The 15,624-nt window shown below is 30.9% G+C and carries 17 protein-coding genes and 1 other annotated feature; of the genes, 1 reads left to right on the forward strand and 16 read right to left on the reverse strand.

The genetic code is table 11. The features are described from left to right. Positions 1–12 precede the first annotated feature (12 nt). From IMX26_RS03535 to IMX26_RS03610, 16 genes are all read right to left on the reverse strand, one after another. Entirely contained in the window at positions 13–1,080 is a 1,068-nt protein-coding gene (locus IMX26_RS03535; RefSeq protein ID WP_195161334.1) for a Xaa-Pro peptidase family protein, read from the reverse strand. Between the two features lie 11 nt (positions 1,081–1,091). Next, positions 1,092–1,550: a type II 3-dehydroquinate dehydratase gene (gene aroQ / locus IMX26_RS03540; protein ID WP_195160316.1), complete on the reverse strand. Its 459-nt coding sequence runs from the start codon at positions 1,548–1,550 to the stop codon at positions 1,092–1,094. Beyond that, entirely contained in the window at positions 1,543–2,604 is a 1,062-nt protein-coding gene (gene aroB / locus IMX26_RS03545) for a 3-dehydroquinate synthase (RefSeq protein WP_195160317.1), read from the reverse strand. Before aroB ends, aroQ begins: the two co-directional genes overlap by 8 nt. Beyond that, a complete protein-coding gene (locus IMX26_RS03550; protein WP_195160318.1) occupies positions 2,579–3,079 on the reverse strand; it encodes a shikimate kinase in 501 nt (166 codons plus the stop codon). The genes aroB and IMX26_RS03550 overlap by 26 nt, the downstream gene beginning before the upstream one ends. 288 nt (positions 3,080–3,367) lie before the next feature. Continuing rightward, positions 3,368–3,850 (reverse strand): hypothetical protein, encoded by a 483-nt coding sequence (locus tag IMX26_RS03555; RefSeq protein ID WP_195160319.1) that lies wholly within the window; start codon positions 3,848–3,850, stop codon positions 3,368–3,370. Between the two features lies 1 nt (position 3,851). Continuing rightward, on the reverse strand, positions 3,852–5,171 hold the full coding sequence (gene aroA / locus IMX26_RS03560; protein ID WP_195160320.1) for a 3-phosphoshikimate 1-carboxyvinyltransferase: 1,320 nt from the start codon (positions 5,169–5,171) through the stop codon (positions 3,852–3,854). Between the two features lie 64 nt (positions 5,172–5,235). Next, a complete protein-coding gene (locus IMX26_RS03565; RefSeq protein ID WP_195160321.1) occupies positions 5,236–5,706 on the reverse strand; it encodes a hypothetical protein in 471 nt (156 codons plus the stop codon). Beyond that, positions 5,703–6,341, reverse strand: coding sequence for a hypothetical protein (locus IMX26_RS03570; protein WP_195160322.1), 639 nt, complete (start codon positions 6,339–6,341; stop codon positions 5,703–5,705). The genes IMX26_RS03565 and IMX26_RS03570 overlap by 4 nt, the downstream gene beginning before the upstream one ends. A 20-nt stretch (positions 6,342–6,361) precedes the next feature. Continuing rightward, on the reverse strand, positions 6,362–6,997 hold the full coding sequence (locus IMX26_RS03575; RefSeq protein WP_195160323.1) for a hypothetical protein: 636 nt from the start codon (positions 6,995–6,997) through the stop codon (positions 6,362–6,364). 1 nt (position 6,998) lies between these two features. Beyond that, positions 6,999–8,120, reverse strand: coding sequence for a pilus assembly protein PilM (gene pilM / locus IMX26_RS03580; protein ID WP_195160324.1), 1,122 nt, complete (start codon positions 8,118–8,120; stop codon positions 6,999–7,001). A gap of 17 nt (positions 8,121–8,137) precedes the next feature. After that, a complete protein-coding gene (locus IMX26_RS03585) occupies positions 8,138–8,587 on the reverse strand; it encodes a hypothetical protein (RefSeq protein WP_195160325.1) in 450 nt (149 codons plus the stop codon). A 13-nt stretch (positions 8,588–8,600) separates the two neighbouring features. Then, entirely contained in the window at positions 8,601–9,110 is a 510-nt protein-coding gene (locus IMX26_RS03590; RefSeq protein ID WP_195160326.1) for a prepilin-type N-terminal cleavage/methylation domain-containing protein, read from the reverse strand. Next, the gene (locus tag IMX26_RS03595; protein ID WP_195160327.1) at positions 9,103–9,498 is read right to left on the reverse strand and encodes a type II secretion system protein; all 396 of its coding nucleotides are present in this window, start codon (positions 9,496–9,498) and stop codon (positions 9,103–9,105) included. The genes IMX26_RS03590 and IMX26_RS03595 overlap by 8 nt, the downstream gene beginning before the upstream one ends. 377 nt (positions 9,499–9,875) lie before the next feature. Next, entirely contained in the window at positions 9,876–11,510 is a 1,635-nt protein-coding gene (locus tag IMX26_RS03600; RefSeq protein ID WP_195160328.1) for a M14 family metallopeptidase, read from the reverse strand. An 11-nt stretch (positions 11,511–11,521) separates the two neighbouring features. Further along, the gene (locus IMX26_RS03605) at positions 11,522–13,159 is read right to left on the reverse strand and encodes a M14 family metallopeptidase (RefSeq protein ID WP_195160329.1); all 1,638 of its coding nucleotides are present in this window, start codon (positions 13,157–13,159) and stop codon (positions 11,522–11,524) included. A gap of 120 nt (positions 13,160–13,279) precedes the next feature. Next, positions 13,280–14,158 (reverse strand): diacylglycerol kinase family protein, encoded by an 879-nt coding sequence (locus tag IMX26_RS03610; protein WP_195160330.1) that lies wholly within the window; start codon positions 14,156–14,158, stop codon positions 13,280–13,282. A gap of 103 nt (positions 14,159–14,261) precedes the next feature. Further along, positions 14,262–14,459, forward strand: a binding site (T-box leader). Between the two features lie 35 nt (positions 14,460–14,494). Between IMX26_RS03610 and trpS the strand changes: the two genes are divergently transcribed. Continuing rightward, a complete protein-coding gene (gene trpS / locus IMX26_RS03615) occupies positions 14,495–15,499 on the forward strand; it encodes a tryptophan--tRNA ligase (protein WP_195160331.1) in 1,005 nt (334 codons plus the stop codon). The last annotated feature ends 125 nt before the right edge of the window (positions 15,500–15,624 follow it).

Raw genomic sequence — 15,624 nt, forward strand, 5'->3', positions numbered from 1 at the left:
TGTCCTCCTAAGTTAAATGATGATTAGTTCTTTGCTTAATTTGTTAAAATTAAAGTGTCCGTCTTCGGTTATTATTACCATATCCTCTATGCGAACACCACCCCAGCCCGGAATATAAATACCAGGTTCTACTGTTACAACATGACCTGGTTGCAAAATGTCTTGGCTAAGTGGGCTTAGAGATGGTCCTTCATGTACCATTTTTCCTACTCCATGACCTAAACCATGACCAAAGTTTTCACCATAGCCAGCTTGGGTAATTATATCTCTGGCAACTTTATCAACGTCTTTACCATTAACTCCTGGTTTACACATTTTTAAAGCTGCTAATTGAGCCTTTAATACTATACCATAAATCTCACGTTGTTTGTCACTTGCTTCTCCTACAACTATAGTTCTAGTCATATCACTACAATATCCATTGTAGTATGCCCCAAAATCAAAAGTTATGAAATCACCATGCTCTATTACTTTTTGAGAAGCTCTACCATGTGGTAAAGAAGATCGTTTACCAGAAGCAGCAATAGTTGCAAATGATATTTTTTCTGCACCCAGCTTTTTCATGTTGTACTCGAGCTCTACTGCTACATCTAGCTCTGTTATACCGGACTTAATCATTTTTAACACTTTGCTAAAGGCATCTTCTGCTATAGTTTGAGCCTGTTGCATATTTCTTATTTCAGTTTCATCTTTAATTAGTCTTATATTCTCAATTATCTTTTCATAAGGCACTATCTCTGCCTCAATTTTTTCTTTATATGCTAAATAGCTTGCATATGTAGTAAATGTTTTATCGAATCCTAGCTGAGTTAAAGATTCATCTGCTAATGCCTGATTTATAATTTCATGTAAATCTGTTCTTTTATATAATACTACTTCGTAATTTGGACATTGAGCAGTGGCTTGCTCTGTATATCTAAAATCAGTAATTAACTTAGCAGATTTTTGGGTAATAACTAAAAATCCATTAGATCCAGTAAAGCCGCTCATATAATAACGATTTTCTGGCTTTACAACTAATACTGACTGTAAATTTTGTGTTTTCATTAAATCACGTAGTTTGTTAATACGATTTCCTATATTATTCAAATTTACACCCCCATTTTATTATTATTAGACTTTATTAAACTGATTCCTGCTTGTAGTGCTAATAAATAGCTTTGAGACTTAAATCCAGCTACTTGACCATAACAAACAGGGGCTATTACTGATTTTTGCCTAAACTCTTCTCGAGCATGAATGTTACTCATATGCACCTCTATTACAGGTATATTAATCATAGCTATAGCATCTCTAATAGCGTAGCTGTAGTGAGTAAATGCTCCTGCATTTAGTATTACACATTTAAACTCTTTTACAGCATTTTGTAGTTCATCTATAATAACACCCTCATGGTTAGACTGTTTATCTACCAGTTCTATATCATATTGATTGGCAAACTCATTTAAACTTTGCATGATATCATGCCATGTTAAGCTGCCATATATTTGTGGTTCTCTTTTACCTAGTAGGTTTAAATTTGGACCATTTATTATTAGTATTTTATTCATTACTAATCTCCTTAGGCTGTAATTTATTTACCATAAGTTCTACTTGTTTTTGCCAAATATCATCTTTAACTTCTTTAATTATAACCTTGCCTAAAGCAATTGGTAAAATAAAGTTTAAACTATTATGGCTGGTTTTCTTTTTATCGCTTTTAATTATATTAAATAGTTTATTTATTTCACCCGCTACAGGCAAATGAATGTTACTAAAAATATTATTATAAACCGAGTATATATTTTGTTTTAATTCTTTAGTACAAAGGTTTAAACTACGGGATATTTCGGTGGCCACTAGTATGCCAACAGCTACTGCTATTCCATGAGGTAATTTATAAGTGATTTCTAAGCCATGTCCAGCTGTGTGGCCTAGGTTAAGTATTTGTCTTAAACCTTTATCATGTAGGTCCTCTTTAACTAACTTTTGTTTATAATTAATACAGTGTTGTGTTATTGTTATATAATCATCAGAGTTAATCTTAGGCATAGACCCTGAAATTCCAAAATCGCCTGTAAGCACAAAGTACTTAAAAAGCTCACCCCAGCCACTAAGTTGCTCTTTTTGAGGTAAAGTTTGAATAAAACTAGTATCTATAATAACAGCCAGAGGTTTGTGAAAAGCCCCCACTATATTTTTTGTGTTGTGAAAATTAATTGCAGTTTTACCACCTATAGATGCATCGATTTGGGCTAATATTGTAGTTGGTATATTAATATAATTGATACCACGCATATAACTCGCTGCCACAAAACCACCTAAATCACTTACCACTCCACCACCTAAATTAATTATTATTGAGTTTCTCTGAGCATTATGGGTAATTAAATAACGTGTAAAAGCCTCAAACTGAGTTAGGCTTTTGCTTTGTTCACCAGCTTTAATAGTAAAAACATAAACTCTTTTATAGCTCTTTTTAAGTGTTTTAAGTATTTTACTTAAATACAAGGCACTAACATTATTATCACTTAATATGTAAATGCTTTGTTTTTCTGTAATATAGTTTTTTAATACATTTGCTAAATCGTTTAAACAATTATTTTGATAGTGTATTACACACATAGTTTTTCACCATACTTATTGTTTTGCTTAGTTCATTATTTTCTACAATATAATCGGCATATAACTCATAGAGTATTTCACGATTATTAAATAATTCTTTTAATTGCTGTACATTGCTATTAAATAATGGCCGTGTTTTGTCATTTTTTAACCGCTTAATAATATCATTTAATGTTACTTTAAGCCATACAATTTTAAACTTCTGTTTTAAATACTGCATATTACAATCTTTTATCACTATACCTCCACCAGTAGCTAAAACAATATTATTATGATAGTTAATACTGTATAGTTGTTGTGATTCTAGGTCTCTAAAATACTCTTCACCATGTTGATTAAATATTTTTGTTATCTCTCCATGATTTTTAACTATCTCTTTATCTGTATCTATATACTGATATCCCAATTCACTAGCAAGAGCTTGTGCTATTGTAGTTTTTCCACTACCCATAAAGCCAATAAGTGCTATAGCCATTCTTTTAAGACCTCTTCTACTATATTATAACTAGGCAAACTACCTTTCCAAATTTTTTGGGCATATAAAGCCTGCCAAATTAACATTTGTAACCCATCAAAAATATATTTTGAGCCATTGTTTTTTGCTAACTGTATAAACTTATTATTTTTAATTCCATATCTTAAATCATATACACAATTAACATTTTTTAATATGTTATTGTAGTTTAGCTCAGGTAAAGGAAAATCTACTGGGGTACAGTTTATAATAAGCTCTTTATTATTTAAATGCTGCTCAGTAACATTATTAAATAAAATGTTTCTGTTCTATACTTACATTTTGGTTAAAATTATTCACTAAGGCACTTACTATAGCCAAAGCGGCTCCGCCAGCACCCAAACAAATAATTGGTTTTTCTTTGTTTAATTCTTGAGGTATGGTATGTTTAAATCCTAAAAAATCTGTATTATAGCCGATTAATTTATTATTATCATTTACAATAGTATTAACTGCACCTATATTTTTTGCACTAACATCTATTACATCTAAAAACTCTATTACACTTTGTTTATAGGGTATAGTTACATTAGCACCTTTCCAATTAAAGTCCTTCATAGACTGCAAAGCACTCTTAATTTTATTTGCCTTTATTGGTTGAGCAAAGTAAATGCAGTTTTCATTGCTTTTACTAAATATGGCATTATGAATAATAGGTGATAAGGTAAAGTTTATAGGATACCCAAATAAAACATAAATATTTGGCATAGAAGTAGCGGTTTGTATTTTCATATTAATATACCTCCATAGTTATACTAGCTAAATCACGTAAAGCCTGCCAAAAACTTGGGCTGGATATATTCACTATTTCAGCATTATTAATATGTGCCTTAAGCCTATGAGTTAAGGCACATATAGCCATACTCATTGCAATTCTGTGGTCATGGTAATGTTCAAAAGTATACATATTATTTTGATTTATTAATGATTCGTTACCATTTATATAAAGGTCATTGTTTTCTGTATATATATTTACTCCTATTTTACTTAGTTCAGTTATAATAGCTATTAATCTATTACTCTCTTTGTTCTTTAACTCCTCTACTGCTTTTATTACTGTTATACCTTCTATATGTGAAGCTATAACAGCTAATAAAGGAACCTCATCAATTAAAGTAGCTATTTCTGTATTTAATACTGTTATAGGTTGTAATTTACTGCTATAAATTTTAAGATCAGCAATTTTTTCATTATTACTAAGATGTTCATTAAAAACTTCTATTTTAGCACCCATTCGTATCAATACATTTAGTAAACCAATTCTAGTATCATTTATGCCTACGTTTTTGATAGTTAGTTCAGAATTATTAGAGCATAATGCTAATGCTATAAAATAAGAGGCCGTTGAAAAATCTCCTGGCACACTAATATTTATGGCCTTAAGTTCTTGTTTTCCTTTTAAACTAATAGTTTTTCCACTAATACTTAGTGTTGCACCCATAGCTCTTAACATGTTTTCAGTATGGTTTCTGGTAATGGCCTTTTCATTTATTTTTGTTGTACCATTAGCATATAGTCCTGCTAATAATAAACATGATTTCACTTGTGCACTAGCCACACTAGGACTAAACTCCCCTGCCTTTAAGCCTTTTGTTGGTAAAATACATAGGGGTGCCTTTTTATTTTTATCTTTACCATGAACTCTAGCACCCATCTCATTTAATGGCCTAATAATTCTGTTCATTGGTCGATTATTTAACGAAAAATCTCCTGTTATAACAGACATAAATTGTTGGGCTGCCAGTATTCCTGATACTAAACGCATGGTGGTTCCCGAATTTTTACTGTTTAATACATCATTAGGCTCAGTTAAACTATTTAAACCTTTTCCATTAATAGTTAATGTTGTGGCTGTTTTCTCAACAACAACGCCTAATTGTCTCATAACTTGTAGGGTTGCTAAACAGTCTTGTGAGTTTAAATAGTTATGTACAAAGCTCACCCCATTAGCTATACTGCCTAATATTATTGCTCTGTGTGTTATAGATTTATCTGGCGATACAAATATTATTTTGTTGACTAAAAGTTGTTGACCTTTAAACTTAACTTGCATTTTAATACTCCTTTATAAACAAAGAAAAACGGTGAAAGCTCTTATATAATAACTAACAGGTTAGCTAGTTGATTGTTTTGGTTATTTTCACTCTACCGGTTACAGGTGTTATTGATAAATAGAGTTGTTTATTATCTTTATTACATAAAGCAAAAACTAGTTTTTCTGCTAGTGGAGCACCTAAATAGTTGAACTTTATCGTGTTTGGAGGTAGATATTCACCATTATTATTTCCCCAAAATACCAGTTTATTTGTAATAACAATAATCTCTACTGGATTATGCTGTTGCCCATCAGGGTAAATGTGATACTCATCTTTTTCATTAGTATGAATAAACTCAATAACCCACGTTTTATTTTCAGCTATTGCTTTTTGCTGTATATAATTAAGGTGAGACTGCAATTGTTTGGCAATTACACTAGTGTTTTTCTCGCTTACTAACCAAGCTGAGTTAATTGTGACAATAGATGATACTATTATTATTAATCCTAAAACCAATAACAACTCAAAAAAAGTAAATCCCTTATTTCTCATGGTGATACCACAGCATCTTTAAAACCTAAATCAAGTAAAAGTTGCTCTATTTCACTGTCTATTGATACTATACTGTAGTTTAAATCTTTTGAAAATACTGCTGATATCTCAACAGTTAAATCATTAATTGAATTATTTTCTTGTATATTATTAATCTCTGATAGTGAAAATTCTGTTGTATCTGTTTTGCTCATTTTTAGGTTATTACATTTATAAAAAAACTCTATGCTTTCAAGCTCAGTAAGTAAATCTTTTAAAGAGCTATATTTAATATTCATAATTAATTTAATGTCATTTTCACCCTTTGATATGCTCAGTATCTCTGAGCTCAAACGCCTTTCAATATCTGTAAACAACTCAATTAACTTAGTATAAGTACCATACTCTTCATAATACAAATGGTATCTTTCCATTAATTTTTTGTATTCATGCAACTCTGCCTCAAATTGATTTTTACTACCTTCAATTGTTCTTAGCTGAGCTAAGTAAGCTGTACTATTTTGAATTTGTTTATTTAAATCATTGTTTTTATCTTTTAGAAGTAAATACACCTTTAAATAAACACTAATTAGAGCAACACTGGTAACTAAAATAATAAGTATTAATACTATATATTTGTTAAGCTTTATTTTCATTATTAATTACCTTTCATTGCTTACTTTGTAACCTGTTGGGCTTCAACTCTAACTAAAAAAGTAATTGAAAAAGCATAATTATCTTTAAAAAAATCAGTTGTTGTGATATCTCCAATAGAAATATATTCTGAGCCTCTTTTAGGAAAAGAATCTTTTACCTCAACACTCTCTGCTGTTTTAGACTTAACAATGGATGATATTTTTAGGTTTTGAATTAATGATACGTCTTTTATATTTTTAAGAAGTTCAACTACCATTTCATAACTAGTAGCAATGCATCCTAACATTTCAACTTGACCATCATTATTAATATTTATTGCTTTTACCTTCATATTTTGAGGCATTACTGTTTCAACAATGTTAAGTATTTTGCTCTCATAAAGCTTACCTTGTTGATAAGCACTTTTTAAACTACTTGTATCTTTTTTTATTTTTTGCAATCTTTCAGCTAGTACCACTAAATCATTTAAAGAGTTTATTTCATTTTTAATAATAGCTAAATTGCTATTAAGTAACTCCTGCTTAAGACCCTCTTGATATATTAAGCTAAATAATATACCAGTTATTATTAAAAATAAAACAACTAAAACATACACAATGTTTTTAAACATATTTTTATTTTTGTATTTAGATGGCAATAAATTTATGTTATTCATTCTAAAAATCTCCACAAATTAGTCCTAATACAGAGGCAAAACTAGAAGTTATTCCGCTAAACTCTTTAATATTAATATTTTCATCAACAGCTACTGTATTAAATGGATTAAGTAATTGAACATCAAATACCCTAGTTTCACCTGGCTCTTGATATTTAATTTCAATATATCTTCTAAATTTATCTACTAAACCTTTTAGGTTTGCAGAACCACCAGTTAAATATACTTTTTTAAGACTATAATGTTTATTACGAGCTATTACATACTGTATTGATTTCCAAAGCTGATCAAATAACTCATTTTGAACTGCTAAAACAGATTGCATTTGCATAGCTTTACTCAAACCTATTTCACACTTACTGTATTCAGCTTTATTCATAACTGTAGTTTCATCAGTAGCAAAGGCATTGGTAAATTTATTACCAGCTATGGGAATTGTTCTATATAATAAAAGCTCATTTTTTTTAAAAACACATAGCTCAGTTAAATTTGCTCCTAAATTAACTGTTACAATGATCTCTAATTCTTTTAACTGTAGGTCACGACTATTGTTTGCAATGTTATACATAACAATTGGTGATACATTAATACATTTAATGCTTCTCTTTAGCCCTTTAAAAATACTTATGAGTTCATTAATATAGTTTTTCTCAGAGGCATATAAGTGAATTAGAGTTTCATCTTTGTTTCTCATTACACTGTAATCATAATACACTTCGTTTTGTTTATAAGGAATATGTTCTTCAACCTGTAATTTTAAAAGCTGTTTAATTTCAGAATCACTAAGATTAGGAGGAAACCTCATTGGCCTCATAACTAGCTTATTGTTAGCAGCTAAAACTAATATGTTTTTACACTTAATATTATTAGATTCTAAAATACCAATTATCTCTCTATGAAAGTTTGCACTACAGATTATCTCAGTAACATCTTTTTGGGGAAACTGAATTTGCCACGGATAATACACCAGTTTTTTTACTATAGTTTTTGGTTTTAATTGTACTTCAACCAATTTTAAAGCAAAGGTTCCAATATCTATAGCTACCACTCGTTCTAACTTTTGCTTTTTTGCTCTTTTTTTCTTGTTAAAACTAATTTGTTTTATTAGTCTTTTAAGTTTCATGTTTTCCCCTACTTATACTATTTAATCTGTTCTATATATCCAAATATATTATTATTAATGTAAGTTACCTTTAGTTTAAGTTCCTCAGTAGCTTTAGCAAAATGGGCTTTACAGCAAATAAATAATTCTCCATTGTTATTTTTAATTAAGTAGATTTTATCTATATTATAGTTACTTAATAAACTCGTATAAGAAATCAATTCACCAACTGGGTATAATTCTATTGACTCACTTTCATTAAACGTAAAATAATAATTTAACAATTGATTAGCATTTACTGTAAAATAATCTTTTGCGACTTCTAAGCCCGAATAAGTGTTTTGTAATGCTCTATGTTGTCTAAAAATGCTTAAAGAAATATTATAATCGTTAAATACTATTTTGGCATAAGCAGTTAATAATAAAGATATAGTAAATAACACAACTATTACCCATATCATTATGCTGCCTTTATTTCTTTTTATCATTTATACTCCCCCTTTAAGATTTAATATTGGGTGCAAACACCAATTGTTTTAAATTTAGTGAAGGAATATTTTCATAATTAAGTTTACTTGTTTTCATAGTTATTTCATATAATGATCCGTAGCTAAAAATATTAACTCGTCTAATAGTTATTTCAGTAAAAGGTTCTGCTAGCGAATTATTATTGAGTAATAGTTCATTGCTTGATGTAATAGAGTATCTTGCAGTATAACCACTAGCTAAGATTACTTCTATATAGGTATTTGGTGAGTTAGTTAGCTTAACTTCATCAATAACTGCATTTGTAACGCCATTTTCTTGGTAATTAACCTCTACAGCAAATCTTATATTATTACATAATGTTTGCATATCGTAACGTAAAAATTGCTTAATTTCAGTTAATTTTGTACCCGTGACCCAAGTTTTTAAGCCCGACACAAAGTTATCATTAACTAAGGTTACTACTAATACCAAAATAGCAAGCACCGCCAACATTTCTACATATGTAAATCCCTTTTTATTCATATAACACCAACGATTTAGACTCAATATTTATATCTTTAAAGGTTAATTCTATATTTATCTCAAACAAGTTTGAGTGATTATTATTTTGAGATATGTTTAAGCTAACTAAATATCCCTGAGGGATATTATAGTATGTATATTCTTGTTCTTTAATTTCACCTAATCTGGTAGCCAAATATCCATTATGTTTTACATCAAATGTTGCTCTATCCATAATACTAGCTATAACATTATTGGCTTGAGTTAGGGCATGCGATTTTAAGGATTTATCATACACACTATTAATCATATATAATAATGGAGTTACTACCAATATTACAATTGCAAGAACACCTAATAATTCTATATATGTATAAGCCTTATTACTTAGTTTTTTTCTTATAATCATAATAGTTTTATCCTTATAATTAATTATTAATACATATAATTATAACAAAAATTTAAGTTTATAGATATGCTTTTTTTTCTATGCTTTGTAGTTTGCAAATGTTAAATATAGGTAATAAATTAGTAAAAAGCAATAGGCTCAGTTGGTAAATAAAAAAATCATTTTTAAATAGCAAGTTAATGCATTTCATGGTTTAAGTTAACAGCAAAGTAATAATCATCACGAAGTGATTCCGTTGTGGATACATGGATAAGGTGTTTGATGGTATCCTAGAGAACAAAAAACAGTCAAGAATTGAAAAACTCAATTCCTGACTATCTACAGTTTTAATAATATAATAGTTATCTTATACAATTAGAGCAAATTAACTTGATAAGTTAAAGCATAATTTCAACCGTTGTTTTTCCTGCTCTATCTGAGTTGGCACATACAATTATCTTATCGCCTTTTTTGGCACATACAACCCATTCAGCTTTTTTCTTGCTCCAGCCATCCATATGACCAAGATCTAATTCATTTTTTCCACCAGCTAAAGAAGCAGCTTTTGGTAACTCTAATTTGGCTTTTACAGTTGCTATTTTAGTCATTTTTTGGGCAATGCCGGTACCAGATGTAGGTTGATATCCTTTATTCTCTATTACTGCTGTTATTTTATACACATTATCACTTACACAGGTAGCCTCAACTTTACTAATAGCTAATAAAGGTAAAGCCTTTACATGCACAAAAGTAAATTTCATGTTCTTGTCACACTCTTGCTCTAAAAACTTACAAGGAGGGTTTTGGCGGAAATACTTCATTTTATAACCACCTATTTCAACCTCACCCAGTTGTGAATGATTAAACTTAGTCCATGGCACAAATGCCTCCCCATTTAGTTCTTTATCATTCCACTGCATTACTTTTAGGGCGTCTTCTTCAATAAACTTTTTAGCACTATTTTTAAAATACTCTCTAAAGCTTTTTATTTCTACCCCTGCACGTTGTAATAAGTTCCAAAGTTCAGTTGACCAAGATAAGATTCCCTCAACTTCATAGGCCCAGTCCATAAATATACCAGTTTGAGCCGAAGACACAAATCCCTCAACAGTGTTTACATGAGGGTAACCACTAAATTCTTTACCTCTTTCACCTATATCATTAAACATTTTAACATCTTGTTTGTTCATTTTGCTATCTGGTACTTGAGCACTTGGTCTTAAATGAACACCAGATGTGGTGTGGTAAGACATTAAGCCAGCAATGTTTTTATGAGCTAAAATAAATTCTCCTACATTTCTGGTTTCTGGCTCACTAAATGGATAGGGTCCTGCACCCTTTTGGTCAAACTCAGGTTTCCAGTTTACAGGGCTATTGCGATTAATATCTAAGCCGTAATAGGTAGCTTGTTTTATTTCTATACCATCAAACTTTTCAATTAACCCCTCATTATATAGATTATAAAAATCTCCAACTATATCATCGGGCTTACGGGGTATCATTAAACGTTCATCTTTAGTACTAATTTTCCATGAACCATTAGGGTCTTTAATTCTCATTTGAGTTATATAACCATCGCCATTTAGGTCTTCTATGTGCAAACCAGGCTTTTTATCATTAAACGGATATGGTCTAGTACTACTTCTTAACATCATTGCCGTAGTTAAATACATCTCAGCACCATCACAGCTTACTCTAGGTAAAATATATGTTACAAAATTATCTATAATATAAGTCATATCTTGCTCTTTACCGTAGTTATTAAGCATGTGATTAATTGTATACATAGCAACTGCACAGCCTGTAACTTCACCTGCATGGAAGTTACCATCAATATAGTAACCTGGTTTATTATCACCTTCACCGGTTGCTTTATTGGTGATTTCTAACATATACATCTCACGTTGCTCATAGGTTTTGCCTATAGAGTACAGTTTAGTTAAATTAGGATACTGCTCGTGCCATTGATTGAGTAAGGTTACCATTTCATCATATTTATAATACTTTGATGGATCAAATACTAGTTTTGTCATTGCTAAACCTCCTATTTTAGTTCTATTTTTTTAGTTACAACGCCAGCCCTTTGAGACTTTATAGTTACAGTTATTTCAGTTCCTGCTTTTGAATTTATTAACCACTCAGCTCGCTTTTTACTAAAGCCATTTAGCGGTTTAAACTCACATTTTCTTTTACCTTTTACAACGTCTACATTATCGCTAAGAATTGCCTCTACTTTATTGGCAATATTATTTTTGCTAGCCAATTTACTACCACTAGTTGGCAAATAACCCGCGTTAGCAAAGTCAACTATTACCTTAAACACGTTTTCGCTAATTTTTATAACTTGGCTATTTATTATAACTAGTCTTGCAATAGACTCAGCATGAGACAATGTGAATAACATATTTTTATGACATTCTTCTGTTAACAAGCTTATTGGTGGATTTTGTCTCGCAAACTTTGGCCTTAATCCTCCTATTTCAACTAACCCTAATTGAGGGTGTGTAAAATCTTGCCAATCAACAAATAATTCTCCATTATGTTTTTCGTCACTATATTTTAGTAAAGCCAACTGCTCTTTCTCGAATTCTTTTGCTGTCTGCTTTTTGTATTTTTCTGGACTAAAGGGCTCTAGGCCTGCCCTTGCTCTTAAATTCCACAGCTCGGTAGCAAAGGTAGTAATTCCTAAATAATCATAAGTGAAATCCATAAAACTACCTACAGAAGGATTATCTTTATTAAAGGTGAATTTTTCAAATATTGACCAACATGGGTAGCTTGTTAATCGTTCACCTATATCTCCAATAATCTCAAATGCCTGTAAATCTTCTTTATTCATTTTTTTGTCTTGTACTGTACAAAATGGCCTTAATATCATGCCACCAGTTGTATGATAAGACATTATTCCAGCAATATTTTTGTGATTTAAAATAAAATCAGCTACAGATCTTGTTTCGGGCTCACTTAAAGGGTAATCTCCTGCACCAGCTTGAATATGCTCTGGTTTCCAGTTCATTGGATAGTTCCTGTTAAAGTCTAAGGCATTTTTTGACCTTACTTTCCTTAACTCAACTCCATCGTAGTCTTCTATTTCACCCTCAGGTAGCACATGATAAAACTCTCCATAAATATCATCTGGCTCTCTACGAATCATAACCCTATCATCTTTTTCACTTTTTTTATACAAACCATCGCTTGCCTTAAAGCGCATTTGTAGAATTAAGCCATCGTTGTTCATGTCTTTTAGAATTGTTCCCTTATTAGCACGTGGACTATATTCTTTAACACTGCTTCTTAAAAGCTGAGCCGTTGTTAAATATTGCTCTGAACCATCTACAGCAATACGAGGAATAATATAAAATGTGTACTTTTCAAGTAGCCTTGATACTCGTTCATCTTTTTGGTAATTATTAAGTAGGTAATTTATAGTGTATAGTGCCACTGAGCTTCCTGTTACCTCACCAGCATGATGATTAGCATCAATATAATAGGCTGGTTTCTCACAGGCTTGTTGATTTGTTTTTGCTGTAATTGTTACTGCAAAAATATCTCGCTTTTCATAACTCTTACCAATAACTTCGTAACTAAATTCATTTGGAAACTTATTTTGCCACATCTGCAACAGTAACATAATTTCATTGTACTTGTAATACTTGTTTGAGCTATAATTTAACTCTTTCACTAAATAACCTCCTTATTTATTTATTTAGCATAACATAAAATACTATAATCGAAGTATTTATAATTGCAATAAAAGGTTAGCTATTATGTTTTGCTAACCTACTTATGCTCTTATACTATTTTACTTTAATGGTGCTAAAACTCGTAATTTATGCTCTGCTATTTTAATATCCATAGGGGTTTGTCCAGCAACTGTTCCATCGTAATTTATGGTTAGTGGTTCTTTGCTTTTAATTTTCACCTCTTTGCATCTTATAATCTCTACAGCGGGGTGATCAGTATGGGTTCCTTTATAAACCTTTGGAAATACTCTTAAAAGTTCAATTTTGCCAATATCTTTAACCATAAATACATCAAAAAAGCCATCATCTATTTTTGCGTCTGGAACAAACCTCATTCCTCCACCAGTAAATGGTCCATTTACTACTCCTACTAAAACGGCTTTTCGCGTTATCCATTTTCCATCAATATAGAGCTCTAACTCTTTTGCTTTTAGTTTTCTAATTGATTGGAATACAGCGTTTGCAAAAGCCAAAGACCCTTTTAAAAAACTTTTCCGACTATTCTCTACATGCACTAAAACATCTGTAACAAAACCTACAGCACTTAGAGTTAAAAATGCCATATCTCTTCCTATACATAAATCAACTGGCTTTTCTACTGCTTTATCGAATTGCTCTAAAAATTCGTCTATATCTAATGAAAAACCTAAAGATCTGACAAAGTCATTTCCCGTACCACCAGGAATAGCGCCTATTATAACATCTTCTTCATATATATCCTGAATAACCTCTAAAAGAGTACCATCACCACCAACTGAAATTATATGAGTGACCCCTTTTTTTACTGCATCAGCAGCTAATTCTGTTGCATGCCCTGGGTATTCTGTTGTAACAATGATATGCTGTTCATTTTTATTTTTATAGTACTGCTTTATTTTAGGCATAATCTCTTTACAACGCCCTCTACCGGCATTCATGTTTACTATAACAAATTTCATATTCTATCTCCCAAATGTCGTCTTGTGTTAATTCAATGAAACACTTTAAATTCCTGCTCTTGATTAAATATATTTTTTGTGGCAAAATAAGATAAATTAATATACTAATACAATGATCAGGATAAGTAGCTGAGTATATAAAGCGAGCTGTTAGTGGTGAAAAGACAGTAACTCAAAGTGAATTGGACCTGTGAGTAAGTCAATTAAAAGTTGACTCGGTAAAACCGTTATTAATATGAGCAGTTGAGTTATAAGTAGTACTCAAAAATCGGGTGGCAACGCGGGTATAACCGTTCCGATATTTGGGTAGTTTTTTATTTTAAAGGAGGTAATATTATGAAAAGAGTTTTTTCTGGAATTCAACCAACTGGTAATCTTACACTTGGTAACTATTTAGGAGCACTTAAAAGATTTGTAGATATCCAAAACGAACATGATTGTTATTATTGCATAGTTGATTTACATGCCCTTACAGTAATGCCTGAGCCCTCGTTGCTCCATAAAGGAACACTAGATGCAGCTGCTATTTTTTTAGCTGCTGGCGTAGATCCTAATAAAGCTAATTTATTTATTCAGTCTCATGTAACTGAACACAGCGAATTAGCTTGGTTATTGCAGTGTTTGAGCTACTACGGAGAGTTAAGTAGAATGACTCAATTTAAAGATAAAAAGCAACAAATAGAAAACAAGAAAAAAGGCAATAACTCAGTTACTGCGGGTTTATTTACCTACCCAGCTTTAATGGCTGCGGATATTTTACTTTACGATACCGATATTGTACCGGTAGGTCAAGACCAAAAACAACACGTGGAACTAGCTCGTAATATTGCCATTAGAGCTAATAACATTATTCAAGAGGGAGTTTTTGTTGTTCCTGAACCTGTTATACCTAAAGTCGGTGGAAAAATAATGTCTCTACGTGAGCCAACTAAAAAAATGAGTAAATCTGACCCAATAGAGGCCGCTAAAATATTATTGCTAGATAGCCCTGATGTTATCATAAAGAAGTTTAAAAAGGCTAAAACTGATTCAGATAATATAATTAGCTATGACCCTGAAAATAAAGCAGGAGTAAGCAATTTATTAGAAATTCAGTCAATTTGCTCTGGTAAAAGTATAGAGCAAATTGTGGAAGAGTTAGCTGATGAAGGTTATGGCAGGTTAAAAATTAGCACAGCTGAATCTGTAATTGCCTTACTAGAGCCCATTCAAAAACGCTTTTATGCATTAAGAGAAAGCAGTGATTTAATGAAGTATTTAAAGCAAGGGGCTGAAAATGCTAGTAAGGTTGCAAAGCAAACTTTAACAAGATATCAAAAGGCTATAGGATTAGTGCAATAAAACTGTACTAACAATGTTATATTTCTATTTATTAATAAAACACACCCTTCAAGTTTAGCGTGTGTTTTATTAATATTTTGTTTATTTTATTTAACTAAGATAATATAGAAATCATTATTGCCTAC

Source organism: Clostridium sp. 'deep sea', from assembly GCF_014931565.1.
GTDB lineage: Bacteria > Bacillota > UBA994 > PWPR01 > PWPR01.

Bases quoted from the DNA above. Each gene is read 5' to 3' on its own strand.
- IMX26_RS03585 (WP_195160325.1), bottom strand. From the start codon at position 8,587: ATGATAAAAAGAAATAAAGGCAGCATAATGATATGGGTAATAGTTGTG.
- IMX26_RS03550 (WP_195160318.1), bottom strand. From the start codon at position 3,079: ATGGCTATAGCACTTATTGGCTTTATGGGTAGTGGAAAAACTACAATA.
- IMX26_RS03575 (WP_195160323.1), bottom strand. From the start codon at position 6,997: ATGAATAACATAAATTTATTGCCATCTAAATACAAAAATAAAAATATG.
- aroA (WP_195160320.1), bottom strand. From the start codon at position 5,171: ATGCAAGTTAAGTTTAAAGGTCAACAACTTTTAGTCAACAAAATAATA.
- aroB (WP_195160317.1), bottom strand. From the start codon at position 2,604: ATGTGTGTAATACACTATCAAAATAATTGTTTAAACGATTTAGCAAAT.
- IMX26_RS03595 (WP_195160327.1), bottom strand. From the start codon at position 9,498: ATGATTATAAGAAAAAAACTAAGTAATAAGGCTTATACATATATAGAA.
- trpS (WP_195160331.1), top strand. From the start codon at position 14,495: ATGAAAAGAGTTTTTTCTGGAATTCAACCAACTGGTAATCTTACACTT.
- IMX26_RS03570 (WP_195160322.1), bottom strand. From the start codon at position 6,341: ATGAAAATAAAGCTTAACAAATATATAGTATTAATACTTATTATTTTA.
- IMX26_RS03600 (WP_195160328.1), bottom strand. From the start codon at position 11,510: ATGACAAAACTAGTATTTGATCCATCAAAGTATTATAAATATGATGAA.
- IMX26_RS03590 (WP_195160326.1), bottom strand. From the start codon at position 9,110: ATGAATAAAAAGGGATTTACATATGTAGAAATGTTGGCGGTGCTTGCT.
- IMX26_RS03565 (WP_195160321.1), bottom strand. From the start codon at position 5,706: ATGAGAAATAAGGGATTTACTTTTTTTGAGTTGTTATTGGTTTTAGGA.
- IMX26_RS03610 (WP_195160330.1), bottom strand. From the start codon at position 14,158: ATGAAATTTGTTATAGTAAACATGAATGCCGGTAGAGGGCGTTGTAAA.
- pilM (WP_195160324.1), bottom strand. From the start codon at position 8,120: ATGAAACTTAAAAGACTAATAAAACAAATTAGTTTTAACAAGAAAAAA.
- aroQ (WP_195160316.1), bottom strand. From the start codon at position 1,550: ATGAATAAAATACTAATAATAAATGGTCCAAATTTAAACCTACTAGGT.
- IMX26_RS03555 (WP_195160319.1), bottom strand. From the start codon at position 3,850: ATGAAAATACAAACCGCTACTTCTATGCCAAATATTTATGTTTTATTT.